The organism is Streptosporangium sp. NPDC002607 (assembly GCF_053592655.1).
In genome coordinates this window covers 48,377-72,030 of the sequence record NZ_JBSFWD010000042.1, presented here as the reverse complement: position 1 = coordinate 72,030, position 23,654 = coordinate 48,377, and the positions used below count along the sequence as shown (strand labels likewise).

Genomic DNA, 23,654 nt, shown 5'->3' with positions numbered 1-23,654 from the left:
GGCTCCGCCGCGGCGCCAGACCACCTGTGGATCACCACCGGCCCGTTGCTGCTCCGGGTGCCGTTCGACCCCAACGACCTGACCCGCTAACTACACGGTCGAGTTCCGCAAGAAGACCGGCGTGAGCTCACCGGCTCCGCCGGCTTCGCCGCGGCCTGGCTTGGCTGAAGTTGCCCACCTGACAACAGCGGTAAGAGGCCCATCACCTCACGACCCCAGAGCGCCCGATACCGATGAGCGGCCTCACTCCGCGGCCGTACAGGGCCCGGCCGCCTCTTCAGCTTCCTGGTACAGGTCGCTCCAGTACAGGTGGTCTTCCTCTGCACGTTCGTCGGCGGTGAGGGCGAGCACCTCGGCCGGTAGCGGAGCGGCCGGGTTGATGCGGTATCGCGGCTCATGCCCATCGTCATCTGCCGTCAAAAAACCATCGTTTATTGACGATCAGCGGAAGGGGTGGCCGAACGGCCCGTCAGCCCTTCAAAAACCCCTTCAAAAACCCCGGTGGTTCAACAACCCCACAACACCGTTTATTGAGAGAATCCACGGCGTGACCACCGTCTTGGGGCTCCCCGACGATCCGCTCGCCGCCTTCCCCGCCCGGCCCAGCGAGATCCGCATCGGTTACGCCCGCGTCTCCACCGAAGGGCAGAAGCTCGAACGCCAGCTGGATGCCCTGGCCGCCGCTGGATGCCGCCGCGTCTTCGCCGACAAAAAGTCCGGCAAGAGTGCTGAGCGGCCCGAGCTGGATGCCTGCCATGCCTTCCTGGCCGCCGGCGACACCCTGGTGGTGCCCTCCTTGGACCGCTACGGCCGCTCCCTGGCCGACCTGATCGCCATGGTCGGCGAACTACGCCGCCGCGAGATCGGCTTCACCTCGCTGCACGAGAGCCTCGACACCACCACCCCGGGCGGGCGACTGGTCTTCCACGTCTTCGCCGCCCTGGCCGAATTCATCCGCGAACTCATCGTCGCCGGCACCCGCGAGGGCCTGGCCGCGGCCAAGGCACGCGGCCGGGTCGGCGGCCGCCCCACCGTGGTCACCCCCGACCTGCTGCGCGCCGCCCGCGACATGCTGCCCAACCCCGAACACTCGGTGACCTCGATCGCCAAACTCCTCGGCGTGAGCCCGGGAACCCTCTACAACCACATCCCCAACCTGCGCGAGCTGCGCGCCGCCCGCCGCCCGGCCGAACTGCAAGCAGGCACCCGGTGATCCGCACCCCCTACCGGGCCAAAAGCGGCGCCGCCCAACTCGGCGCCGCGCTGCCGGGACAGCCCGGCCCGTTCGGCATCCGCCCGGAACCGACGCCGGAGCCCACCTCACAGGACACCGCCCAGGAGCCCCTGCCGCCGGTCGAGCAGCACAACCGATCACGTATCAGGCTCCAGCGCGGACTCTGAGCAGCCCTATTAGCCCTTTCCGGCTTACTTGGTCTGCCCCCCAGTAGTAACCACGTAGGAAGCAACGGATATGCAGGTCAGCGGCCCATCTTCCACGCTGTGCCTGAAGGTCCCTAAGGGAGCTCTGACCTGCATATTCATTGAAAATTCCGTCGATACTACCGAGACCTCCGTTCGCGGCGAGCAACCCCCGTCATCCTGGCGCTGGCCGACGAGCTGGCCGCGTGCACGATCGAGAAGACGCTGGCCAAGTCGGACCTGGAGCTGGGGCGTGGAGACCTTGGCGGGAGCGCTGGCCCGGCAGGCGAACCCGTTCCCGGACGTGTCGCCGGTGCGACTCGCCACCCGTCACTGCCTCTCGTGAATTTTGACAAGGAGGGCTTAACCTGCAGAAACGGGATCGAGCGGAGATCGACTTCTGCACCACTCCACGGGACGTGACCACGCCACACGGGCAGTCGAATGGAGCGTTCCAATGGGTGTCTTGTGAGCGAGCCATGAAAGGGCCTGACATGTCCAACCACTTCACCGGCCTCAGCCTCGGGCCACCGCTCGGTGACCAGCGTCTCGACCTGTGCGACCTCTACGCCTTCGCGGCACCCGGGGACCCGAGCAGGACCGTCATCATCCTCAACGCCAATCCCATCGCGGACGCCCTGCACCCTGACGCCGTATACCGCCTGAACGTCGACAACGACGGCGACTACCTGACCGACATCGCCTTCAGCTGGGTCTTCAGCCCACCGGCGTCCGACGGCTCCCAGACCTACAGCGTCTTCATGGCGACCGGCGCGGAGTCCCGTAAGCCCGAGGCGGCCGGCACCAAGATCGTGTCGGACGCCGCCGTCTCCTTCGGCCCTCAGGCCAACGTGGTCACCAGCGGTGACTACCAGGTGGCCGCCGGCAGCCGCAGCGACGCCTTCTTCTTCGACAACGACGGCATCCAGAACCTGTTCGACACCAGCGGCAAGCGGAACTTCACCGCCCCGCATCTGGGCGGGCAGTCCCCGTGGACCGGTGTCGACTCCAACCTCACGGCCAACGTCTTCTCCATGGCCGTCGAACTGCCGACCGTGGAACTGGCGCCCCAGCCCGAACTGCACATCTGGGGCCGGTGCAGCGTCCTGCGCGACGGTGAGCTCGTCCACGCCGACCGGGCCGGACACCCGTCCATGAGCAGCTTCTTCAACACCAACGACACCAAAGAGGACTACAACGCCGGCGAGCCGGTCAACGACCGCGACAACTGGACCGACCAGTTCGTCCACCTGCTGGGCCACACCGGCGGCTACTCACGCGAGGAGGCTATCACCGCGCTCGACGAGCACGGCCTCCTGCCGGACGTGCTGCACTTCGACCCGTCCAAGCCGGCCGCCTACCCCAACGGCCGGACCTTCACCGAAGACGTCATCAACATCCGCGTCGCGCTCCTCACCAAGAACGAGGCCCCGCCCACCGGCCTGACGCCGCACACCGACACCCTGGACCGGTTCCCGTACCTCGGCAACCCGCACCCGGCGACCACCTCCTGACCGACCCCGGAAGGACGCGCTCGGGGGCTCCGTCCCAGCCGCCGGAGCCGTTCCCGACGCCGTTCCCGACACGGTGTCGGCCATGGGCTGCCACCCGAACTGTGCTCCGTCCGGCGGCCGCCGCATGACTATGACAGCCGACCGCGCCGACCGCGTTGCTGAAAGACCGGATTCTGGCTGATCACCGCGTGGAATCGAAACACGGGCGTGATCGGCGTAGACCAAGATCTCGTCACATGAAGAAAACGTTCGCGGTCGTATTCACCACGGCGATCGCCACCGTCATGACCGCTACCCCCGCTCAGGCCGCCCCCGCAGATCCGGTTAAGGCGCTGGCCAAGCAGCTCGCCCAGGGCCGGGGCGTCTCCTACACCGAACGATCGGCCACGCGAGCCGGTGACAAGTCGTTCTTCGAACGCAAGGGTCTGCTGCAGTACGACAGGAGTGGGATCGTGGCCTCCGACATCACAGCGAGGCTCAACGTCGAGGACGAACCTCCCAAGGACTCCTTCGACACCGATGAAAAAGAGGACCTCTCCTTCATGAGGGATCCCGAGCAGACCATCAGGATCGGCAGGACCTCTTACGTCCGGGGGTTCATCGTCGGAACCCTCATGCCGAAGGGCAAGGTCTGGTGGAAACAGTCACCCGGATGGACCTCCGGCCGCTCGGCCATGCTGGGCGAGCTCATCAACGCCGCCGATCCGGGCACCCTCAAGATGATGCTCGCCAAATCCAAGCGCAGTGGCAGCACCTACGCCGGAGAGATCACCCTCAAGGAGCTCATCAAGCTCTCGCCCTGGGCGCGCACCACCATATGGTGGGGCGTCAATGACAAGGCAGTCGTGCGCTGGAAGCTGGTCGTGAGCGCCTCAGGCCTGCCCCACCGGCTGACCACCTACAGCTCCTTCGGCAATAAGAAGCGCGCGGAGATTCGCTACACGGGCTGGGGGCGCAATGTCTCCATCAAAGCCCCTGCGGCCGCCACGGTGACCACGAAGCTGAAGGGAGCGGAGGGCCCCTTCCTGCCCAAGGCTCCAAACCGCTAAAGGGGGGCGGCCGGAACACGGCTTGTTGTCAACGAAGCTGTCACCACGTACACGCGAGCGGTGCTGATCCTGGCCAATGAACCCCGCTCGTCGGCTGTCGGCCCTTACAGAGCATCGAGGTGGGCCAGGAGCGCGGCCGCGGCCGCCGCCCGCGCGGCCGCCTTACTTGCCCCGCTCCCCTCACCGCGCACCGGCGTGTTCGTGGCGAGCAGACGGGTGCTGGCAGCCGCGGTGAAGGCCGGCGCGTGCGACGGGCCGGTCGACTCCACCTGCCAGGTGACCGCCTCGATGCGGCCTTGCTGGGTCAGCTCGTTCACCACGCTCACAGGATGACGCTCCCCCGGACCCGCTCCGCCCGACGACCCCGCCGTCACTGGCGCGGCCGCGGCCGGGCTGATCTGGATGCCGGCTTCCTTCAACCATGCCTTCAAGGTGAAGGTCTCCACCTTCAGGCTCTCGGCGGCTTGGCGGATCGTCAGCCCGCCCGAGAGCAACGTCTGGGCGATGTCGACGACGCGGGCGCGTTCGCGGCGCCGGTCTTCTTCGGTGGGCAGGTCCATCCGGGCGGCGTGCTCGGCCGCCCCGGCCTCCAGCATCTCCCCGGCGCGCACCAGGCAGGCGACGCTGCAGTACAAGCCGAGGCGGATGTGGCGGCCTTTGCCGCCGGGCGCGCGCTCGAGGAGATACCAGCCCGCCGGCACCCATACCCCGCGCTCGGCGCGCTGGCAGATCCGGCAGAAAAACGACCGCTCGCTCTCTTGGTGGCCACCGCGTGTGGCGGCCAGGCCGCCACGGCGACGCGAGGCCGGAACCAGATGCTGCTCGTCGGTACTCACGGCACTCCACCCTGCCAGAGCGGCCCCACCACCGAGTGCCGGACAAGCCCGGCGAACGGTACGGCAGAGGCAGCCAACCCGACACTCGACATGACAAGGGCCATGACAACAACCAGCGATCAAGACCGCAACAACAGCATTAAACGATCAGTAAGACACCATCACAGCAGTACAACCCATAGACACCATATGAACCATTTGTCAGACTCATCATCACAACACAAAGATCACAGAAAAGGATCTTGGACCAAGGTCAGGTTGGGCGAAGGAGTAGGTGCCGATCACGTTGATGTGCCGGCGGACGAAGGGCGACAAGCGCGCGACGTCTTCCTCGGCCAGGGGATAGTCCTCGGCTTTGAGCTGATCGAGGGCCCGGTCCATGTAGAAGGTGTTCCACAACGTGACGCAGTTGAGCACCAGGCCGAGCGCGCCGAGCTGGTCCTCCATGCCCTTGTGGTAGCGCTGGTAGAGCTCGCCCTTCTTGCCGTGGAAGATCTTCCCGGCCAGCGAATGTCGGGATTCTTGAAGGTTGCGCACGCCCTTGATGTCGCGCCGGTAGGGCTCTTCGACCGCGTAGGTGAGGATGTGGAGGGTCTTGAAGATGCGTCCGTAGTGGGCGATAGCCTCTCCGAGCGGGGTGGGGTTGCCGTCGCGCTGGATCATGCGCATCAGGTCGTAGGCGCGGATCTCGCCGGTGTAGATCGACACCACGACGCGCAGGATGTCGCCCCAGTGCCGTTTGATCTTCTCCAGATCGATCTTCCCGCGCGCGAACCGGGACAGGCTGCCGTAGTCGGCGTCTTGGATGCGCCAGCCCTTCTGGTCGGGAATGTCGGCCAGTGCGGGCCGGTACTGCATGCCCAGCAAGTGGACCAGGCCGAAGACGACGTCGCTGTAGGAGCCGGTGTCAGTCACCAAGACCTCCGGGCGCGGCCCACCATCACGCCGGAACGCCACGTCGATCATGTGGAGGGAATCGCGCACGGTGCCGGTGACGACCTTCGCCCCGAGCCCCACCCCACGGTCATTGATCATGTTGAGCCAGGTGACCCCTCGTGAGCGGCCAAAAAACTTCTTGTTCGGGCGGGTGTAGATCGAGGGCACCGGGACCACGAATCGCATCCCGTCGATCGCCGCGACCAGCCCGCCACCGAGCACCTGGGCGAAACCGATCTTGCCCTGCTCGTCAATCAGCGGGCCGTTGGCCAGGGTGTAGGTTTCGGCCGACAGGTATTTCTGCGCCACGTGCGACAGCCGGCCACGCTCCAGCGCGGGCGTCCCGGCTTTCACCACCGGCGCGTACCCGATGTTCAGCGCCTGGGCCGTCAGGCAGGCCGCGACCGAGATGGGGAAGTCGGCCAGCTTGCTCACCCCGCCGGCGACCGAGATGAACGCGGCCTCGAACGCCGGAACCCGGCCCATCACCTCCAGCAGCAGCTCGGGCAAGTCGACCCGCGGCAGCATCGCGAGGATCCGCTTGCGCAGGTCGATCAGGGACGGTGGCTCCGGCAGGGCGGTCAGCTTGGCCACGTGCAGTCGTCCCTCCGCGTCCACGCTCACGTCCACCCCGTCGCGCCCGGCCCGGCCCGCGACATCGTTGAGCGCAAGATGCAGTACCAGCGCGTGCTCGGCGAGCAATTGCCCAGGGTCCTCAGGCAGCTGAAGATCCACCAGCGCAGGCCCTTTGGCCGCCTCCCATCGCGCGCCGTCCAGCAGCTGCCCGCGTGGATCCCGCCAGCGTGCCGAGGCCTCGGCGTAGACGTCACGGCGCTTGAGGTGGCGGTGGAACTGGGTGAGCACGCACATGGCGTAGGCGTTCTTGTCCACGGTGCTGCCGTTCGGCAGGCGCTTGAACACCAACCGCTTCCAGGACCCGGTCACCAGCGCGGGATCGATGTCGGCATCGGTGACCTTCTTCTTGCGGCCGTCCAGCAGCCGAGGCAGCTGTTTCATCGCCGCCAGCGCCCGCGCGCCTTCGGCGTTGGACCCGAACTCGATCACCGTGGTCAGCGTCTTGAGGAACCCCGACACAGTCGCGATCCGGGAGGCCAGCAGCGCCCGCATCTCGCCGTCGGAGTCGGCGTCGGGCGGCGGCACCATCTCGGTCACCGCCGCGACAGCCTCCCGCAACTCCCGCCTGGGCACGATGGCGTCGATGGCCTCCCACACCTGATCCAGCCGGAGTTCCTCGCCGTACTCGCTGACCTCCAGCAGCATCTCCACCGCCGCGGCGAGCGTGGCCGAGTGCTTGGCCAGCTTCGGATGCCGGCGGGCCCGCTCCTTGTCGGTCGCGCTCTCGGCCTTGCCGAGCAGCTCGGTGGTGACCAGTAGATCCAGCATCTCCAGGCAGTCGTCGACTGCCTTGCCCTCCAGGTAGATCCCCGTGGCCAGCAACGTGGCGAGCTGGCGGGAAGGGCCGTGGCGGCGCAGGGTGGTCGCCGTGGCCTGCATGCCGTAGCGGGCCAGGTCCACCATCCGCCGGTGCGGCACCTGCGGTGGCAGCACCATCGCCCCCAGCCTGACCCCGAGGATCTCCGCGGCACGCTCCAGCGCCTTCTCCAGGTTCCTGCCCGAGGGCACCGCCGGGCTCTTGCGCCAGCGTTCCAAGTCTGAGGCACGTCTGCCGTCGGGCACCTCCAGCAGCATCTCCAAGATCACCCGCTGCCGTGGCGACAACACCTCGTGCAGGGTGTCGTAGAGCCGGTCGGTGGCCTCATCACGCACCCGCGCGACCAGCCGGGCCAGCGTGGTCACCCCCGGCAGCAGGACCTTGTTGGTGCGCAGCCACGTCACCCCGTCGTAGAAAATCGTCTTCTTGCCGTCGCCGGTGTTCCACGCCCGCGCGTCAACCCAGGCGACGAACTCCGCTTCCGCCTGGGAGAACTCTTTCAACACGTAAGCGTCCCGGATCACCTCCTGGTGCTCGAACGGCGTGTTGCGCCGCTCGGTATACCGGCTGATCTGCGAGATCTCCTCGATCCCGAGCTGATCGCCGAGGTAGTGCAGCACCTCGTCGAGTACGTCCAGCGGATCGGTCAGGAAACGCCCGATGAACCGAGCGGTGGTCAGCTGGAGGGCGAAACCAAGGCGGTGGTGCGCCCCGCGCCTCTCGGTGATCAGCGCCCGATCCGCGTCGTCCAGGAAGAAAAACCGCTCCAGCTCCGCCTGCGACGGGGCCCCAGAGAACCGGCCGTACGCGGCCGCCTCATCATCACTCAAAAACTCGACTGGCATAGCCGCCGAAAGTAGGGCAGTCCCAGCAACCAGGGCGAGCAGAAGATCAAATAGTTAGCTGGGGCCGCTGCTAACGGGACTTTTCGTTCCGATGCTCGTCATGCCCCGTGGCCCCTTGGACGGGGCGACGGTCCCCGGGCCGATGGTGCTGGCCAACGATGCGTTGGAGACCGGGGCGTACATGGTCGTCCCCGGTGAAGAGCGCCGGGCGGTGTATGAGCCGCTCCAGGACGCCGATCCCTGGATCTGGCACTACCGGGGGATGCTGCCGTCCTGACGTCACGTGCTGGGGTGGGCGGCCCCGGTGAGCGGGACCGAGCGCGCGTGGCGGCGGCGGCCGGGACCGGCCTCCAGGCCGCATGCCCGGCCGGCTGGCCGCCGGGCGCGCGGCGGGCCGCGCGGCCGCAGGGCCGCCGCTTGACCCCTATAAGAACAATTCGGCAACTTAGCTACTGGGACCCCTGCGCAGCGCGTGCCTGGAGCACCGTGGCCGCCACCACCATCACGATCCCCAGCACCACGACACCGGCCCCGCAGAGGATGAGAATGCTCGCCACCTCGGGCTCCACCGGCGACGAGTTGTTGCGTCTCAGGGTCTTGGAGAGGAAGCCCAGCAACTGGGCCAGCAACGGGGTCTGTCTCAGAACGATCAGGATGACGGCGAGAACGCCGACGCAGATGGTGGTCACACCGGCGTTGCGGAGTCTGGCGATCGATCGAGGGGGCACAAGCGTGATCCTACGGAGGCGCGGCGACGGATTCCTCACCGTGCACCCGGCATCCTCGCGGGCTCGTTAACGCCACTGGCCCGCATCGGCGTGGGTTCTTTCGGCAACCGCCGTTTGGGTCCGCGGCGTCGCGGGTCGGGACCGGCCGCAGAGCCGCAGCCCTGCCCGTGTCCACCCAGCGGCACGTCGGCGTCCCGCGATGGCGGGGCGCCCTGGATCCCCGCGAAGGTGATCAGTCGTTCGCAAACGGGTTGCAAGCGCTCTGGTCCAGGTTGCGGTCATGAGCCGCTCACGTCGTACCAGGACGACCCGCAGTAAACGCCGCCCCACCTCTCCGCTGGTCAACCGAGTCGCGGCTCGCCGCAGCTATAGGAGTTCCGGGCCCTTTCGCAAGGTTCGCTGGAGTGACACGTCCGTTCAGTCACTCCTGAGGAATATCTGCATTGTGGTCATCATGTTCGCCCCAGGCGTGGGATGGACCGCGGCGGCCACCGTCCAGGCGATGCCCGACGTCCGGCTGGCGATCAGCGAGAGCGCCGCACCTGGAACCGTGACCGTGCTGGGGTGTCAGGACTACTCCAGACGAAAGCGGTTCTGCTATGGAACCTTCGTCTACGACGCTACCGGCGAGACGGTCCAGGTCAGCGCCCATAGGAAAGCGGATCCGGGCGACGTCTACGCCGCCCGGATCACCCCCGAAGGCGACAAGGCAGGGCTGCGGGACGTGAAGGGCGTGTTGGCCCACCTCACCTCCGCGTTTGGCGGCCTGGCCCTTCTAGGAGTGGCACTGATGGGCTTGGTGTTCTTCGCACCGGTGAACAGGTTGTGGCCGTTCATGTCCGCCGCCGGCGCGGTAGCCGTGGTGGGGGTGGTGGGCACGGTCGCCGGCTCTATCGCGTCCAACACGTGACCGGTCGACCGAGTCCGGCTTGGCCTGCCCGCAGCCGGCCAAGGTGGCCCCCACTCTGGTCGGCGTCACCAGGGGCAAAGTAGCTCTGTGTGACATGGAGCTTCGCTTCGGTTCGGCCCCAGCCGATCAGGGCGCGAAATCTTTCGGCAACTCGTTCCTGCCGGCGGCCCTCCGGGGCGGGCCGCCTGGAAAAAAACAGTGAAGAAAGTTTGCATTCGATCATGGATGCCGGTCATCCGTCGCGCGACGGCTGTGAGGGGGTCATCGCGCCGTTATCCCTTTCTCTCGTACTTGGTCTGCCCCCCTACATCGGACTGCGGTCGGTACGGTTCAGCCGTCGCGTCAGCGCCGGCGCTGCTCGGCCCACCGATGCCGGACGTCGGCCACCAGCTCGGCGACCGCGGTGTCCCGGGTGGCCGGGTGGCTGCCGCGGCCCTTGCCGCTCAGGTGGTAGACGGTGCCGCCGCCGCGGTGACGGGCCTCCCATCCCGACCGGGTGCCGCGGGCCGACAGGTGCGGTCGGACGGTGCCGAGGATGTCGCCGGCGACGATGACCCAGGAGCCGCCGTCGACATCGCCGGTGGCGACGAGCTGGACGGCGGTGAGCTCGTCGTCGCTGTACCAGCGCCGCCGGTTGGCCGGGTCACCGTAGCGCTCCCAGGGCGAGGGTGTGGTCTCGGCCGGTGGAGCGGGCACGGCGGCCGGTGCGGCGGCGGGGCCGGGCGCGTCGTCGACCACGTCGGGGACAGATGTCTCCAGCGTCTTCGGCTTCGTGGCGGGCTCCTTCGGTGCGACTGCCTCGACCGCCTGCACGGGGAGCGGGGCGGGCGGCTGGCCGTCGGCCGCGCCGATGGTCGGGTCGGCCTCGACGCCGTGACGTTGCAGCCACTTGAGGGCGGTGGCGGGCTTCATCGCAGCGCGCTCACCCAGCAGGCGGCCCAGCAGCCGCTGTTGGACGCCCGCGCCCCGCAGGTGCCGGGCCATCGTCAGCAGCTCGGCCTCCAATTCGCTCTCCCGGGCCCGTACCTGACCGAGCGCGGTCGCCAGTTCCTCGAATCGCGTCACCGACGCGCCTACCGAATCCATGTCCTCAGTGTGAAGACATATGTCTTCACTGTAAAGACGTATGCCCCCAACGGGTGTGGGTTTTCCCAACTCACGGGAATACAGATTCCCGTGAGTTACCGACCGGTACGGCCGGGTTTTCCGGGGCCCGCATCGGGGTCTGGGCGGTGATGCCGGGCCCGCCCGGCGCGGCCGCGCTGCGGAGCCGTTCGCCGTCGGCGAGCCGCTCGGCCTGGGCGGGCAGAGGGTGATGCAGACACCTTTAAGTCGATCTCAAGCGTGATCTTCTACACCTACAGGTGTGAATACGACTCCTCCGCGGCAGCGCCGCTCACTATCTCGCCGCACCCTGCTCCTGGGCGGGCTCGGCGCCCTGGCCATCGGCGTACCGACCACGGCCGCCTGCACCACCGTCATACCGATCACCTTCGACCCCACACAGAGCACCCCCGACCTCACACCGAGCGCCACTCTCACCGGCCATACCAGGCCGGTCGCCGCGGTGGCCTTCAGCCCGGACGGCGAAACCCTCGCCACCACCAGCTTCGACGGCACGGTGCGGTTGTGGGACGTGGCTGGCCGCAAAACCGTTGCCACCCTCACCGGCTACACCGGCTGGGTCCGCTCGGTGGCCTTCAGCCCGGACGGCAAACTCCTCGCCACCGGCAGCGACGACAACAACGTCGAAGGAGTCGAAGGAACGGTGCGGTTGTGGGACGTGGCTGGCCGCGACACCGTCGCCACCCTCACCGGCCACACCCGCGAGGTCCGCTCGGTGGCGTTCAGCCCGGACGGCGAAACCCTCGCCACCGGCAGCACCGACAACAGCGTGAGGTTGTGGGACGTGGCCGGCCGCAAAACCATCGCCACCCTCGACCACCTCGACTGGGTCTTCTCGGTGGCGTTCAGCCCGGACGGCGAAACCCTCGCCACCGCCAGCGCCGACAACAGCGTGAAGTTGTGGGACGTCGCGAGCCGGAAGACCGTCGCCACCCTCGCCGGCCACACCGAAAGCGTCTTCTCGGTGGCGTTCAGCCCGGACGGCAAAACCCTCGCCACCGGCAGCGACGACAACAGCGTGAAGTTGTGGGACGTGGCCGGCCTCAACATCGTTGCCACCCTCACCGACCACACCAACAGCGTCTCCTCGGTGGCGTTCAGCCCAGACGGCAAAACCCTCGCCACCGCCGACACCGACAACAGCGTGAGGTTGTGGGACGTCGCGAGCCGGAAGACCGTCGCCACCCTCACCGGCCACACCGACGAGATCTACTCGGTGGCGTTCAGCCCGGACGGCAAAACCCTCGCCACCGCCAGCGCCGACAACAACGCGAAGTTGTGGCCGACCCGCTGACCCAGTAGATCATCACCGCTTCAGCCCTACCGGGGGGCAGACCAAGTACGCCGGAAAGGGCTAATAGGGCTGGTCGGGCGATGGAGACGGCAGCCGGGGTTTCGGCTGTGGATAGCCGTGCCCGGGGTGGGGCCGGATTGGCTCCCGCAGCGGTCTCACTGCTCTGACCTGGTCAGACGCCGTCTCGGGAACCGGACAGAATCCATGCACTGTCCGGTATATGGCTCGGGGCATCTCCGGCCTGCGGTCAGTCCTCCCCTACCGGGACGCTGCCTGCTTTCTCTCGGATCAGGTGGCCGGTCCCCTCCGGTTCAGAAATGAGCAGCTCCGCGTTCGCGTGAGAACGAGTTGTGGGAGCAGATCGAGGGCCCGGCTGCTCTCGCCTTCGGACTTCGATCTTGCTCCGGGAATGGATCGTTTGCGAGAGTAGGTACCCGGTCTCCTCTTCTCAACAGGGGGCATGAGTTGGGCCGATCGGCCCAACTGTCAACTGATGTGACAGTAAGCCCGGCTCACCGTTCCACTCCTACTGGCAGGTCCGGATGGCGGACCGCCCGACCGGTGTCGGAAAACGTGTTGAGAAGTTGGAGTGTTCACCAACTCCGGGCACCCTTTACCGCCACTGGCCGTTCCGTTGTTGCTCAAGCTCCGTCTCGCATGGCGCGACCCCGGCATGTGGCTGCCCCGGGCCCTGGGCCACCGTGCTGACCTCGCCCGCGTGGTGGCGCCTGCCGGACGATGACCGAGAGGCCCACCGGTCCGGGGTCGAACCCGCCTTCTGGACCAACCGCCAGGTCCGCCGGAGCGGTCTGTGTACGTCGTGCTGGATGCGCGAGAGCGAGCCCGACATCCTCATTCTGCGACGGTGGCCGGTGCTCGGCCGCCTGACACGCGGCCGCGGAATCAACGGTCAGCGCTGGAAGCGGTAGCGGATCTGGCTGTACGTCTCGCCCTTGCCGAAAGCGAATCCGACCTCCGGATCGATGCGGTACAGCAGAACCTTGCCGGAGCGGATGGCATCACCGAGGCCATACCAGGTGCCGTCCGAGCTGGTCAGGAGGTCGCCGTACTTGCCCTCGTAGGCGTCGGCGGTGGTGCTGCGTTCAGCCGGGTCGCACACCAACTCGGCACGTCCCTCGATGGTGATGTCGATACCGTCCAGGACGTTCGTGCCGGTCGTCATGACGCAGTGGTCGTTGGTGTGGAGGTTACGCGTCTTGCGCTCTTGGTCGCCGGTAGCGAAGTACAGGGCGCCGCCGGTCCAGACGGCCAGCAACGGTGTCACGTGGGGTCGGCCGTCGGGGCGGACGGTAGACAGCCAGAACAGTCGCGCCTGCTCCAGCTCACGCAGTGCGATCGGCCAGGGGATCACGTCGGCGCCGGAGTCGCTGAAGGGGCCGATCTCGGCGACCGGGTCACAGCCGGACATGGAAGCTCCTCAATGGGTCAGGCGGGAATGCGGTCGGTCACGATCTGGTCAACGGGAGGCGCCGCGGTCTCTTTGGGGACCGGTGCCGATCGCTTGCCGAGCATGGCCAGAGCGATGACCAGGCCCAGTGCCGCGACGAGGCCGACCACGCCGAACGCGGCCTGATGACCGGGAACCAGCGTCTGCGGCGCGGCGATCCCAGGCGTGGGTGCATGCGCGGCGACAACGCTGCCGGCGATGGCTACGCCGAGGGCAGTGCCAACCGCGAAGCAGGTATCGGCGAGTCCGGCGGCCAGACCGGAGTGCCGTTCGGCGACACCGGTGAACGCCGCGATCTGGGCACAGACGGTGGCGGTGCCCATGCCCGCCCCGAAGACCAACAGGGCAAAAGTCAGCAGTTCCGGCGAGCTGTGCTCGGACACCACCCGGGTGAGCAGCAGGCAGGCTCCACCGAGCAGGGCAGTGCCGACGGTCGCGACCGGACGCACGCCGATCCTGGTCACAACCCGCTGGCAGACCAGAGCGCCGACGACGGCCGCCACGGTCATCACCCCGGCCGTGAGGCCGAACCGCACGGGCGACCAGCCGAGCACCGACTGCGCGTGGGCGGTGAGGATGATGAGCATGCCGTCGACCGCCATGCCCGTGACGAGAAGCAGGAGGTCGCCACCGACCAGGGAACGCGACCGCAGGACCCCGAATGGCACCAGCGGCGCCTTGGACCGCCGTTCGATCACGACAAACAAGCCGGTCAGCGCCATCGCACCCGCCAGCGGCCCGAGGACCTGGTGGCTGGACCATCCGACGTCAGGGACGCCGGTGATGGCGTAGACGAACAGCACGAGAGCCGAAGTGACCGTCAGCGCCCCGGCCAGGTCGAAGGAGCGGACACGCACCTCGTTCCGGCTCTCGATCAGCACCACCGGCGCGAGGATCAGCACCACCACCCCGACCGGGACGTTGATCCAGAAGACCCACTGCCAGCCGAGCGTATCGGTGATCAGGCCGCCCAGCAGCAGCCCGGCGGTGGCACCGAGCCCTCCGATCCCGCCCCAGATTCCCAGTGCCCTGTTCCGCTCGCTGCCTTCGGCGAAGGCGTTCATCACCATGGACAAGGCTGCGGGGGCGATGATGGCGGCCGACACACCCTGCAAAGCGCGGGCTGCGACCAGGGCTTCGACCGTCGGGGCGAACCCGCATCCCAACGAGGCCACCACGCGCAGCGACATTCCGGCCAGGAAGACCCTGCGGCGGCCGAGCAGATCCGCGGCGCGGCCGCACAACAGCAGCAGGCCCGCAAAGGCCAGCGCGTAGGCCGTGACCGCCCACTGGACGGCGAGGCCGAGCGCCCGAAACTCCCGCTCGATGGCCGGCAGGGCGGTGAGCAAGCTGGTGCCGTCCAGGATGGTCATGAAGAACGCCGTGCCCAGCAGCACCAGCACTCGCCACCTCAAGGCGGCCGCCCGCGGGCTCACTCATGCCCTCCCGCACCCAGCTCGACGCCCAGCGCGTCAAGCCAGTCGCCGGTGCCGTGCTTCCGCCAGGAGGGCTCCTCCCGGCCATCGAGGAAGGCGCCCTGCTCGGTGAGGACCAGCTGCGTGCCCCCATCGGCCGGGCAGAACGCCACGGTCGTCAGCGACACCGTCGCTAGGTCGTCTCCCACGTGCAACATGGAGGTGTAGACGATGCGCTCGTCTGGGACGATGTCGCGGTACAACGACTCAAACGTCATCGACAGGCCGCTGTCCGGGTGGCTGCGGTTGACCTCCCGGCCCCCGACCCGGAAGTCCAGTTCATGGTCCGCATCGGGGGTGGAGAACCAGCGGGCCTTCGCCTTCGGGTTGGCCCATGCCGCGAACACCCGGGCCGCCGTGGCCGGGTAGAGGCGTTCGAGGGTGAACGTGGCGTGTGTGACAGAACGGTCGATCATCACAAGCTCCCTTGCTCCGGTGTGCCGGGATCATCGAGCAGGTAGTCGCCGAGCCGGTCCAGGCGTCGTTCCCAGGACGTGCGCTGCTCGGCAAGCCAGTCCTCGGCCGTCCGCAGTACGTCCGGCTCGATGCGGCAGGTGCGGACGCGGCCGATCTTCTCGGATCTGACCAGCCCGCACGCTTCCAGCACCTGGATGTGCTGCATGACCGCCGGTAGCGACATCTCCAGTGGCCTGGCCAGTTCGCTGACCGACACCGGCCCGCGGATCAGGCGCTGCACCATCGCCCGGCGCGTTCCATCCGCCAGCGCCTGGAACACCCGGTCCAGCGATCCGCCATAGTTAGGCATGTCCTTAACTATGAGTCGGCACACATTTATAGTCAAGTACTTCCTTAACAATGACCCGATCGTGGTGGCCCGATCTCCTGGCGGGCTCGCGCATTCGGCCCTGTTCTCGTACAGCCACGGCGAACGGACATGCAGCACTGCGTGATGCTCGGAGCCGGCCCCGGCTCTCCTACCGCCGGGCCGAGGAGATCTTCGAGGAGAACACCCGGCTGCCGGCCAACCCGCTCGCCTCACCCGAGGACATCGAGGACCTGAACGGGTGGACGCTTCACCGGCTACGTCACAGTGCCCTGACACACGACGCCAAGGACGGCACCTCCACCCCGATACTGCTGGCCCGCTCCCGTCACGCCTCCGTCCGCTCCCTGGAGCGGTACGCCCGCCCTGGCGTCGACTCGGTCGCCCGACACGTCGCCGAACACCACGGCCGGGCGGTGCGCCAGCGCCCGGGCGATCGCCACCCGCTGCTGCTGGCCGCCGGACATCTCGCTCGGGCGATGCCCTAGACGGTCGCCCAGCCCCAGCACCCGCACCAGATGCGCCATCCACTGCCGATCCACCCGAGGGCCGCCGATCCGCTCGCCCAGTGTGATGTTCTCCTCTGCGGTCAACGTCGGAATGAGGTTGAACGCCTGGAAGACGAACCCCAGCCGATCCCGCCGCAGCGTCGTCAACTGCCCGTCCGACAACCGCGCCAGATCGGTTCCCCCGATCAGCACCGACCCCGACGTCGGCCGCTCCAGACCCGCCAGGCAATGCAGCAGCGTCGATTTCCCAGACCCCGACGGCCCCATGATCGAGGTGAACCGGCCCGCCTCGAACCCCACGGAAACCCGGTCCAGAGCCGTCACCAGCGAACTCTGGCGGCCGAACGTGCGCGTCAGATCGACCGCGTGGACAACAGGCGGCTGCCCGGCAGTACTCGGAACCTCACCCGAATGCGAAGACGAAAAAGACATGCCTCCATCACACGTCAGGTACCCCACGCGGCTTGGCGGCTGGGGACGCGTCCGGGAGTAGAACGCTCAACACGCCGATGAGGAACGCCGACTCGTTGTCGCCGGTAGCTCAGACGACCGCCGACCATAACCGGGTGTGCCCGCAGGCCTCCAGTTATGACCTGTGCAAATCTCCCGGCGACACACACCTGAACGAAAAGTCACGGTAAGCCACTCAACTCTCCTCTGCTAACGGGACTTTTCGTTCGGATGCTCGTCATGCCCCGATTACTACCGGGACCCCAGATAGGTCGGCCAGGGCGCGCATCGCCATGCGGCGGGTGACCTGAGTGCCGTTGAGGCAGCGCAGGCTGTGCTCGGCGAGCTCGCCGGCGCTGGTGCCGATCGCGGCGGTCAGGTCGGCGGAGCCGGTCGCGGCCATCAGGTCGGCGGCGGCCACAGTACCGACCCCGTAACTAGCTCACGCGGGGGAGGTGGTTCGCCCTCACGGGGGATCATTTGTCCTCAAATGCCGCGAGAGAGTGCAGCTATGGCGATCAAACTGCTACATGCGGCCCCGGCCACCAGCGACACCGAACAGCCCGTCCCACGCTGGGCGCTCCGTGCCGCCTACGCGCTTCCCTGGCTGCTGCTCCCCTCGTGCCTGTGGCGGTTGCCGTTTGCCTTTCACTTCGACATGGGCCAGCTCAACGATGCGCTTGTGGCACCGTTGTGGATCACTATCCCCTATGTCTTCGGGCTCAGTGTGCTCACTGAGTTGGTGGCGCTGCTCAGCATCGGTCTGGTGCGCGGCTGGGGCGAGGTGGTCCCGAGCTGGATCCCGGTCATCGGCGGCAGACGTGTGCCGCCGATGGCGGCGGTCGTCCCTGCCATGGTCGGTGGGCTGTTTTTGACCGCGATCTCGGTCTGGATGGCGCTCACCTGGGTCGGCGTCTCCGACGGTATAGCGTACGAGAACGACTGGTGGCAGGCGCTGGCCAGGGTGTGCATCACCCCGGTCGCGCTGTGGGGCCCGATAGTGCTCGCCCTGGCCTACGCCTACCACGTGCGCCGTCGCCCCGCCCGCGGTTAGGGGATGCCTTGCACGGTACCCGCCCGATACCTCCACAGCACCGCCACACCCGGGACCGTCTCAGACCCGGGTCCCGGCGCCGGTGCCGCCGACGATCAGGTCGGTCAGCGCCGTGACCGCGTCCGCGACGGTGACCCGCCCCCGGTTCAGCTCCGCGGCGATCGCCTCGGCCGCGCCGAGCGCGCCGGCGCAGCGCAGCCGGAGGGCTTCCGGCGTGAGGCCGGAGTACGGCCGCAGGGCGGTGGCCATCAGGTTCGTGTAGTCGTCGAGCAGTTCGCGCTCGATCGCCTCCATCTCCGGGTTGCCCTTGAGCGCGGCGGAGACGACGGTCCACTCCGGCATGTCGGTGGCGCAGGCGAAGTAGGCGGCGCTCAGGACGCGGGCGATCTCGCGGGGGACGGCCGGGGCGTCTCGCAGGGCCTCCTTCGAGGCGGCCCGGTGCCGCTCGTCGAGCCGCCGGTAGAGCGCGATCAGCAGGCCGGGGCGGGTGCCGAAGTGGTCGTAGACGATCGGTCTGCTCACTCCGGCGGCCTCCGCCAGGCTGAGCAGCGTGAGGCTGTCGGTGCCGTGGGCGCGCACGATCGCCATGGCGGTGTCGAGCAGTTGCTCCCGCCTGGCCGGCTTGGACAGGCGAGTCGATCCCGTGGTCATCGTCCTCCCTTGCGTTGCCTCCCAGCGTAAGCTACAAAATGTAAGTTACAGAATGCAGGTTAGCGAGAGGACATCACCGTGGAGCACTCCGTACTGATCATGGGCGGATCCGGCCAGGCGGGCGCGGGGACCGCAGCCCTCCTGCGCCGGTGGTACCCGGAGCTGCCGCTGACGATCGCGGGCCGCGATCTCGGCCGCGCCCGCCGGGTCGCCGACGAGCTCGGCGCCGCGACAGCCGTGACCATCGATCTGCGGCGGAGCGACCTCGGCCTCCAGCGGACCGACGGCTACTCGGCCGTCGTGGCAACGGTGTGGGACAGCCACCTGAACGGACTGCGTTACGCACAGGACCGCGGCCTGCCGTACGTCAGCATCTCCAGCGGCCTGGTCGACATCGGCCCCGAGGTCGTCGCCGCCGGCCTGCGAGCCGACGCGGCGCCGATCCTGCTGGCCAGCCACTGGTACGCCGGGCTCGTCGTCCTCGCGGTGCTCGACCTCGCCAGGGAGTTCGACCGGATCGACACCATCGAGGTCAGCGGCGTACTGGATGAACAGGACAGCGGCGGGCCCGCGGCCACGGTGGACATGGCACGCCTGCTGGCCGCCAGCTCGGCGGGACACGTCCGCCGCGACGGCGTCTTCGGCTGGGTCAGCGGCCCCGACGCGCAGGTGGAGGTCACCAGCGTCGACGGCACCGTCCTGCCCGCCCAGATCGTCCCCATCCTCGACGTGCCGAGCCTGGCCGTCGCGACGGGCGCGCCCAACGTCCGCTTCGCGTTCGCGATCGGCGAATCCGCGGGCCGGCGCCGCGGCGGACCCGCGTCCACGGAGGTCAAGATCGACCTCGAAGGCGTGGACCGCGCGGGCGCACCACTCAGGACGAGCCGCTACCTCCTCCACCCGGAGGGGCAGCGCCCCCTGACGGCACTCGGCATCGCCCTCGGCGTCGAACGGCTGCTCGGCCTGCGCGGCGACCCCGTGCCACCCGGCATCCACACCCCCGAGGCGTTGATCGACCCCGCCTACGCGGCCGAGCGGATGACAGAGATCGGCGCCACCTTCGCCGACGCACGAGACGATCACTGACTCCGCCGATCGAGAATCGCGGGCGGCGCACCCGTGAGATGACCTGGTTCATGATGGCTTTGTCAGGCACGGGCCGCCCTGCCGGGGCCCCATCGGGGTGGATGAGGCCCACACCCGGCTGATCTTCGGCGATCAGCCGGCCAGCGCCGCACCTTACGGCCGCCGAGCCGGTTCATCTCCTTCAAGATGGCCACCGCCTCCATCAGCTCGGCCGTCCCTGGCCCGCCCTGGAAGTCGATCGCGGCCAGCACGTTCGGAGTTAACTGGCGCAGGTAGGTGTAGGAGGACTCCAGCTCCGACAGCCGACCGTGATCTCTGGGCAGCGGCTTCCACGCATCGGAGGTGATCTCCCGCAGCCGCTGCATGCCGATCCGCTCGCGCAGCATCCCGCCCACCTCATCGTCGGGAATCGACGGGTCGGCCAGCACCGGCAGGATCATCTCCATCACCAGCTGCCGAGCCTCACCCTTCTTGGCCCGCTCGACCAGCGCCTCATCCGTCTTGGACTTCGCCCGCGACTCACGAGCCGACACCGCCTGGTCGAACAGGGCCACCACCTCATCCAGCTGGTCGACCGCGGCCTGGACGACGAAGGCCAGCAGGATCGGGAACTTACGCTCCTTGCGCCGCTCCAAACCCTGATTGCTCGAACGGCGCGCGACTTGCGCCAGGAACCGGCGCCGCTCGTTCGGCAGCACCGACACATCCATCTGGTGGGCGTCGATCGCGCGCAACCAGGTCAGCTTGTCGATCGCGGTCTTCACCGACGTCGCCGAAGCGTCCCTGGCCGGACTGACCAGCCACTCCAGCCGGGTCATCCCCAGCCCCGCATCCACCACCAGCATCCGCTCCAGATCGGCACGGAGCTCCTTTGTCAGCAGGTGCCCCACCAGCTGCGAGGTCAGATCGGAGGCCGCCTTGCGGGCGGCGCCGACCATCTTGGCCAAGATGAGCGCGCCGGGCCGGATCACCTTGGCCGCCATCAGATACTCGCGCGCCAGGTTGAACAGCAGCGTCGGCGCGTCGTGCTCCATCGCCCGGTCCAGCAGGAACTGCTCCAGCTCCTTCATCGCCTGACTGCCCGCCGGGGCGGTCTGCCACTCCAGATACTTGGCGACCTGGCCGAGATGGTTCGAGCGGGTCTGATCGCGCTTGCCGTACAGCCGCAGCGCCGCTGGCGACACACCCAGCCGCTCCGCGACCCGGGCCACGGCCGCCGGCGGCGCCGAACCCACATCGTCGGGCACAAACCCGAGCCACGGCAGCGTGCAGAGCTGGACCAGCATGCCCAGCTGGTCCACGGAGCGCCGCCCACGACCTGGATCAACGAACGCCACGTCAGCCGCCGTTGGCGTGAAATACCGGATCAACTCATCTGCACTGATCTCCGGGAACGAACGCAGCTGCTCCAACTGCTCCTCGGAGAACATCTTCTCTGACAACGCACCACTCCACGTGCCGTACCGGACAAAACCGGAACGAACGTAGCGGCAGTGATCATCAACCCGCCACAGGAGGTCAAACTCCTCCGTTACCGCAGGTCAGACGCTACTTCGTTGAAAATTTCTTCATTGCTACCGAGACCCCGGAATACGGCAGATTCGGGCCGCCGAGCCTCTGACATGCGACGTTGCAAGCCCAGCCGCCCGTCGTCCGGAAACGTACACGTTCTCGGACGACGGGCTCACCTGCGCGAATGCCGTCCGAAAACCTACGTCCAAGAAGTCCCTGTCGCTCGACGGCCCATGCCAGCCGTATTCCGGTGGCACCCCATCTACTGGGTCAGCGGGTCGGCCACAACTTCACGCTGTTGTCGGCGCTGGCGGTGGCGAGGGTTTCGCCGTCCGGGCTGAAGGCCACCGACCAGACCTCGTTGGTGTGGCGGGTGAGGGTGGCGGCGGTGTTGTGGCCGGCCACGTCCCACAACCGCACCGTGTTGTCGCCGCTGGTGGTGGCGAGGGTTTCGCCGTCCGGGCTGAACGCCACCGAGGTGACAAAGGAGGTGTGGCCGGTGAGGGTGGCGCTCGGTGCGAGGTTGGCGGCGCTCGGTGTGGGGTCGGGGGTGCTCGATGTGGGGTCGGGGGTGCAGGCGACCATGGTCGGCACGCCGATGACGGCCAGGGCGCCGAGTCCGCCCAGGAGCAGGGTCCGGCGAGATAGTGAGCGGCGCTGCCGTGGCGGGGTCGTATTCACACCCGTAGGTGTAGAAGATCACGCTTGAGATCGACTTGGAGGCCTCTGCGTCGCCTTCTGCCCGCCCGGGCCGAGCGGCTCCGGAGCGCGGCCGCGCCGGGCGGGTCCGGCATTACCGCCGGGGCCCCGGTGTGCGCCCCGGAAAACCCTGTTGTACCGGCCGGTAACTTGCGGGAACGGTGGGTGACCTTCCCGAAGGGGTCGTAGGCGACCGAGTCGACCAGTGCGGTGCCGGAAAAGGTGGCGACCATATCCCCGTGTAGGTCGCTCATGGTGGCGAGCGCGGGGCTTGCGCCTTCTTGCAGGCTGAGCAGGCCACCGAAAGGGTCGCGCCCGTACTTGGCCATGGTGGCATTGGTGCCGTCAGCGGCGGTGACGAGGTCATTGCTCAGGCCGGAGTAGGTGAAGCGCTGCTGGGTGGTGCCGGCGGTGCGTGAGGCCATCCGGCCCAGCGCGTCGTAGCCGTAGGTGGCCTCACCGTCGGAGACCATTCGGTCGAAGGCGTCGAAGACGAGGTTGCGGGTGATGCCCGCCTTGGTTTCGGTGGCGGTGGTGCCGCGGGGAGTGTAGGTGTAGTCGACGCCGGCGCCGGAGGTCAACTGGTTGCGCTGGTCGTAGACGAAGGTCTCGCTGCCGGCCTTGGTGCGGCTGCCTGAGTTGTCCCATTCGTAGGTGGTGACGGCGCCGCCGGGCGCGGTCCAGGAGGTCAGCCGTCCGGCACGGTCGTAGCCATAGGTGTTGACGCCGGCGCCGGCGGTGCCGGTAGTGGGCTTAGTGGTGAGGCTGTCGTCTTTGTCCCACCCGTAGACGATCTTCGACAATTCGGTGCCGGAGCTGTTCTTCACCGCCTGGGAGGTGAGCCGGTCGACGGCGTCGTAGCCGTAGGTTTGGGTGCCCGCCGGGGTGGCTGAGGTCTTGGTGGTGAGGCGGTCGGCGTTGTCGTAGCCGTAGGTCCAGGTCCGGCCGGTCACCGGGTCGGAGGCGGTATTGAGCCGGTCGGCGCCGTCCCAGGTGTAGGTCGCGGTGCCGGTCGGGTCGATGCGCTGGGTGGGGTTGCCTGCGGCGTCGTAGGTGTAGGCGGCGACCTGGTTGGTGGCCTTGGAGACCTTGGTCAGCAGGCCGCGGTCGTTGTATTCCAGGGTGTAGTCACCGATCGCGGTCATCCGGCCCGCCTGGTCATAGGTGACGGTGCGCGTGGGGGTGGTCACCGACGCGCCGCTGCCGCTCTCCTCTGTCACCCGGTTCAGATGGTCGAAGGTGCGGTCGATGCGCACCCCGCCCGGCTGCAGGGTGGCGGTGGTGTTACCGGCGGCGTCGTAGACGCTGGTCCAGGTCCGGTCGGCCACATTCGGGTGGGCGGCGGTGGATGGTTCGATGATGGATTCGACTAAACCCAGGCTGTTATAGGTGGTCCAGACGGGGTTACCGCGGCCGTCGGTGGTGCGCGTGCGGGCGCCACTGGCGTCGTAGCCGAACGTCGAGGTGATCGACGTGCTCGCGGCGACTGGCTCGACGAGAGAGGTCATTCGGCCGAGCTCGTCGAATGTGCGCTGGGTGACGTGACCTTCACCGGAGGTAGTGCTGGTCGGGTTGCCGGCTGGGTCATAGCCGAAGCCGAAGGTCCGCACCACTGCGTTGGTACTGGTGAGGTCCTTGGTCGCGATCTTGCGTCCGGCCAGGTCGTATTCGGCCTCGGTGGAGTTGTTAAGTGCGTCGGTCACCTTGGTGGTGCGGCCCAGCAGGTCGTAGCCGAAGGTGGAAGAGTGGTTGAGTGGGTCGGTGGCGACGGTGACCTCTCCGGCGGCGTTGACCGTGTAGCTGGTGGTCTTGTTGCCTGGGGCGACGGTTTTGGTGAGGTTGCCCGCCGTGTCGTAG

24 protein-coding genes are annotated in these 23,654 nt (G+C 67.9%); 9 read left to right on the top strand and 15 right to left on the bottom strand.

Features of this window, described 5'->3' with window-relative positions:
• Positions 1–243: 243 nt before the first annotated feature.
• Positions 244–420 (bottom strand): DUF6042 family protein, encoded by a 177-nt coding sequence (locus tag ACWD3H_RS35415; RefSeq protein ID WP_355569464.1) that lies wholly within the window; start codon positions 418–420, stop codon positions 244–246.
• 127 nt (positions 421–547) lie between these two features.
• Between ACWD3H_RS35415 and ACWD3H_RS35410 the strand changes: the two genes are divergently transcribed.
• The 4 genes from ACWD3H_RS35410 (at position 548) to ACWD3H_RS35395 (ending at position 3,982) form a co-directional block, all read left to right on the top strand.
• On the top strand, positions 548–1,213 hold the full coding sequence (locus tag ACWD3H_RS35410) for a recombinase family protein (RefSeq protein ID WP_451958105.1): 666 nt from the start codon (positions 548–550) through the stop codon (positions 1,211–1,213).
• Positions 1,210–1,401 (top strand): hypothetical protein, encoded by a 192-nt coding sequence (locus tag ACWD3H_RS35405; protein ID WP_397360968.1) that lies wholly within the window; start codon positions 1,210–1,212, stop codon positions 1,399–1,401. The genes ACWD3H_RS35410 and ACWD3H_RS35405 overlap by 4 nt, the downstream gene beginning before the upstream one ends.
• Positions 1,402–1,898: 497 nt before the next feature.
• On the top strand, positions 1,899–2,933 hold the full coding sequence (locus ACWD3H_RS35400) for a DUF4331 family protein (protein WP_350928198.1): 1,035 nt from the start codon (positions 1,899–1,901) through the stop codon (positions 2,931–2,933).
• 236 nt (positions 2,934–3,169) lie between these two features.
• Complete coding sequence (locus ACWD3H_RS35395; protein ID WP_451958104.1) at positions 3,170–3,982, top strand: hypothetical protein; 813 nt, start codon at positions 3,170–3,172, stop codon at positions 3,980–3,982.
• 104 nt (positions 3,983–4,086) lie between these two features.
• Here ACWD3H_RS35395 and ACWD3H_RS35390 read toward each other — a convergent pair whose 3' ends face one another.
• Entirely contained in the window at positions 4,087–4,818 is a 732-nt protein-coding gene (locus ACWD3H_RS35390; protein ID WP_451958103.1) for a putative dsRNA-binding protein, read from the bottom strand.
• Between the two features lie 213 nt (positions 4,819–5,031).
• Entirely contained in the window at positions 5,032–8,037 is a 3,006-nt protein-coding gene (locus ACWD3H_RS35385) for a Tn3 family transposase (RefSeq protein WP_451958102.1), read from the bottom strand.
• Between the two features lie 115 nt (positions 8,038–8,152).
• Here ACWD3H_RS35385 and ACWD3H_RS35380 point away from each other — a divergent pair, with 115 nt between their 5' ends.
• Entirely contained in the window at positions 8,153–8,329 is a 177-nt protein-coding gene (locus ACWD3H_RS35380) for a hypothetical protein (protein ID WP_451958101.1), read from the top strand.
• Between the two features lie 172 nt (positions 8,330–8,501).
• Here the strand turns inward: ACWD3H_RS35380 and ACWD3H_RS35375 are convergent, their stop codons facing one another.
• Positions 8,502–8,780: a hypothetical protein gene (locus ACWD3H_RS35375; protein ID WP_451958100.1), complete on the bottom strand. Its 279-nt coding sequence runs from the start codon at positions 8,778–8,780 to the stop codon at positions 8,502–8,504.
• Positions 8,781–9,234: 454 nt separating this feature from the next.
• On the opposite strand from ACWD3H_RS35375, the gene ACWD3H_RS35370 reads away from it, so the two are divergent.
• The gene (locus ACWD3H_RS35370; RefSeq protein ID WP_451958099.1) at positions 9,235–9,690 is read left to right on the top strand and encodes a hypothetical protein; all 456 of its coding nucleotides are present in this window, start codon (positions 9,235–9,237) and stop codon (positions 9,688–9,690) included.
• 342 nt (positions 9,691–10,032) lie between these two features.
• Here ACWD3H_RS35370 and ACWD3H_RS35365 read toward each other — a convergent pair whose 3' ends face one another.
• Positions 10,033–10,776 carry a hypothetical protein gene (locus ACWD3H_RS35365; protein WP_451958098.1) on the bottom strand — a complete coding sequence of 248 codons (744 nt, stop codon included), beginning with the start codon at positions 10,774–10,776 and terminating at the stop codon, positions 10,033–10,035.
• A 280-nt stretch (positions 10,777–11,056) separates the two neighbouring features.
• Here ACWD3H_RS35365 and ACWD3H_RS35360 point away from each other — a divergent pair, with 280 nt between their 5' ends.
• Positions 11,057–12,109, top strand: a complete 1,053-nt coding sequence (locus ACWD3H_RS35360) for a WD40 repeat domain-containing protein (RefSeq protein ID WP_451958097.1) — start codon at positions 11,057–11,059, stop codon at positions 12,107–12,109.
• Positions 12,110–13,019: 910 nt separating this feature from the next.
• Here the strand turns inward: ACWD3H_RS35360 and ACWD3H_RS35355 are convergent.
• From ACWD3H_RS35355 to ACWD3H_RS35330, 6 genes are all read right to left on the bottom strand, one after another.
• Entirely contained in the window at positions 13,020–13,538 is a 519-nt protein-coding gene (locus ACWD3H_RS35355) for a pyridoxamine 5'-phosphate oxidase family protein (protein WP_433358970.1), read from the bottom strand.
• Between the two features lie 17 nt (positions 13,539–13,555).
• Positions 13,556–15,013, bottom strand: coding sequence for an MFS transporter (locus ACWD3H_RS35350; RefSeq protein WP_451958096.1), 1,458 nt, complete (start codon positions 15,011–15,013; stop codon positions 13,556–13,558).
• Complete coding sequence (locus ACWD3H_RS35345; RefSeq protein ID WP_355560472.1) at positions 15,010–15,468, bottom strand: SRPBCC family protein; 459 nt, start codon at positions 15,466–15,468, stop codon at positions 15,010–15,012. The genes ACWD3H_RS35350 and ACWD3H_RS35345 overlap by 4 nt, the downstream gene beginning before the upstream one ends.
• Complete coding sequence (locus tag ACWD3H_RS35340; RefSeq protein WP_350922330.1) at positions 15,468–15,818, bottom strand: ArsR/SmtB family transcription factor; 351 nt, start codon at positions 15,816–15,818, stop codon at positions 15,468–15,470. Before ACWD3H_RS35340 ends, ACWD3H_RS35345 begins: the two co-directional genes overlap by 1 nt.
• A 275-nt stretch (positions 15,819–16,093) precedes the next feature.
• Positions 16,094–16,669 carry an ABC transporter ATP-binding protein gene (locus ACWD3H_RS35335; RefSeq protein WP_451958095.1) on the bottom strand — a complete coding sequence of 192 codons (576 nt, stop codon included), beginning with the start codon at positions 16,667–16,669 and terminating at the stop codon, positions 16,094–16,096.
• Positions 16,670–17,033: 364 nt separating this feature from the next.
• Entirely contained in the window at positions 17,034–17,216 is a 183-nt protein-coding gene (locus ACWD3H_RS35330) for a hypothetical protein (RefSeq protein WP_451958094.1), read from the bottom strand.
• 90 nt (positions 17,217–17,306) lie between these two features.
• On the opposite strand from ACWD3H_RS35330, the gene ACWD3H_RS35325 reads away from it, so the two are divergent.
• Positions 17,307–17,849 carry a hypothetical protein gene (locus tag ACWD3H_RS35325; RefSeq protein ID WP_451958093.1) on the top strand — a complete coding sequence of 181 codons (543 nt, stop codon included), beginning with the start codon at positions 17,307–17,309 and terminating at the stop codon, positions 17,847–17,849.
• Positions 17,850–17,909: 60 nt separating this feature from the next.
• On the opposite strand, the gene ACWD3H_RS35320 is transcribed toward ACWD3H_RS35325, so the two are convergent.
• Positions 17,910–18,500, bottom strand: a complete 591-nt coding sequence (locus ACWD3H_RS35320; protein WP_350922339.1) for a TetR/AcrR family transcriptional regulator — start codon at positions 18,498–18,500, stop codon at positions 17,910–17,912.
• A 78-nt stretch (positions 18,501–18,578) separates the two neighbouring features.
• Here ACWD3H_RS35320 and ACWD3H_RS35315 point away from each other — a divergent pair, with 78 nt between their 5' ends.
• Positions 18,579–19,586, top strand: coding sequence for a hypothetical protein (locus tag ACWD3H_RS35315; protein WP_451958092.1), 1,008 nt, complete (start codon positions 18,579–18,581; stop codon positions 19,584–19,586).
• Between the two features lie 62 nt (positions 19,587–19,648).
• Here the strand turns inward: ACWD3H_RS35315 and ACWD3H_RS35310 are convergent, their stop codons facing one another.
• The 3 genes from ACWD3H_RS35310 to ACWD3H_RS35300 form a co-directional block, all read right to left on the bottom strand.
• The gene (locus tag ACWD3H_RS35310) at positions 19,649–21,028 is read right to left on the bottom strand and encodes a DUF4158 domain-containing protein (protein WP_451958091.1); all 1,380 of its coding nucleotides are present in this window, start codon (positions 21,026–21,028) and stop codon (positions 19,649–19,651) included.
• A 340-nt stretch (positions 21,029–21,368) separates the two neighbouring features.
• Complete coding sequence (locus tag ACWD3H_RS35305; RefSeq protein ID WP_451958090.1) at positions 21,369–21,779, bottom strand: WD40 repeat domain-containing protein; 411 nt, start codon at positions 21,777–21,779, stop codon at positions 21,369–21,371.
• On the bottom strand, positions 21,776–23,500 hold the full coding sequence (locus ACWD3H_RS35300; protein ID WP_451958089.1) for a hypothetical protein: 1,725 nt from the start codon (positions 23,498–23,500) through the stop codon (positions 21,776–21,778). The genes ACWD3H_RS35305 and ACWD3H_RS35300 overlap by 4 nt, the downstream gene beginning before the upstream one ends.
• Positions 23,501–23,654: the final 154 nt, after the last annotated feature.

Coding starts and splice junctions, on each gene's coding strand:
- ACWD3H_RS35340 (WP_350922330.1), bottom strand. CDS start 15,818: ATGCCTAACTATGGCGGATCGCTGGACCGGGTGTTCCAGGCGCTGGCG.
- ACWD3H_RS35345 (WP_355560472.1), bottom strand. CDS start 15,468: ATGATCGACCGTTCTGTCACACACGCCACGTTCACCCTCGAACGCCTC.
- ACWD3H_RS35400 (WP_350928198.1), top strand. CDS start 1,899: ATGAAAGGGCCTGACATGTCCAACCACTTCACCGGCCTCAGCCTCGGG.
- ACWD3H_RS35380 (WP_451958101.1), top strand. CDS start 8,153: ATGCCCCGTGGCCCCTTGGACGGGGCGACGGTCCCCGGGCCGATGGTG.
- ACWD3H_RS35325 (WP_451958093.1), top strand. CDS start 17,307: ATGGCGATCAAACTGCTACATGCGGCCCCGGCCACCAGCGACACCGAA.
- ACWD3H_RS35355 (WP_433358970.1), bottom strand. CDS start 13,538: ATGTCCGGCTGTGACCCGGTCGCCGAGATCGGCCCCTTCAGCGACTCC.
- ACWD3H_RS35365 (WP_451958098.1), bottom strand. CDS start 10,776: ATGGATTCGGTAGGCGCGTCGGTGACGCGATTCGAGGAACTGGCGACC.
- ACWD3H_RS35395 (WP_451958104.1), top strand. CDS start 3,170: ATGAAGAAAACGTTCGCGGTCGTATTCACCACGGCGATCGCCACCGTC.
- ACWD3H_RS35320 (WP_350922339.1), bottom strand. CDS start 18,500: ATGACCACGGGATCGACTCGCCTGTCCAAGCCGGCCAGGCGGGAGCAA.
- ACWD3H_RS35370 (WP_451958099.1), top strand. CDS start 9,235: ATGTTCGCCCCAGGCGTGGGATGGACCGCGGCGGCCACCGTCCAGGCG.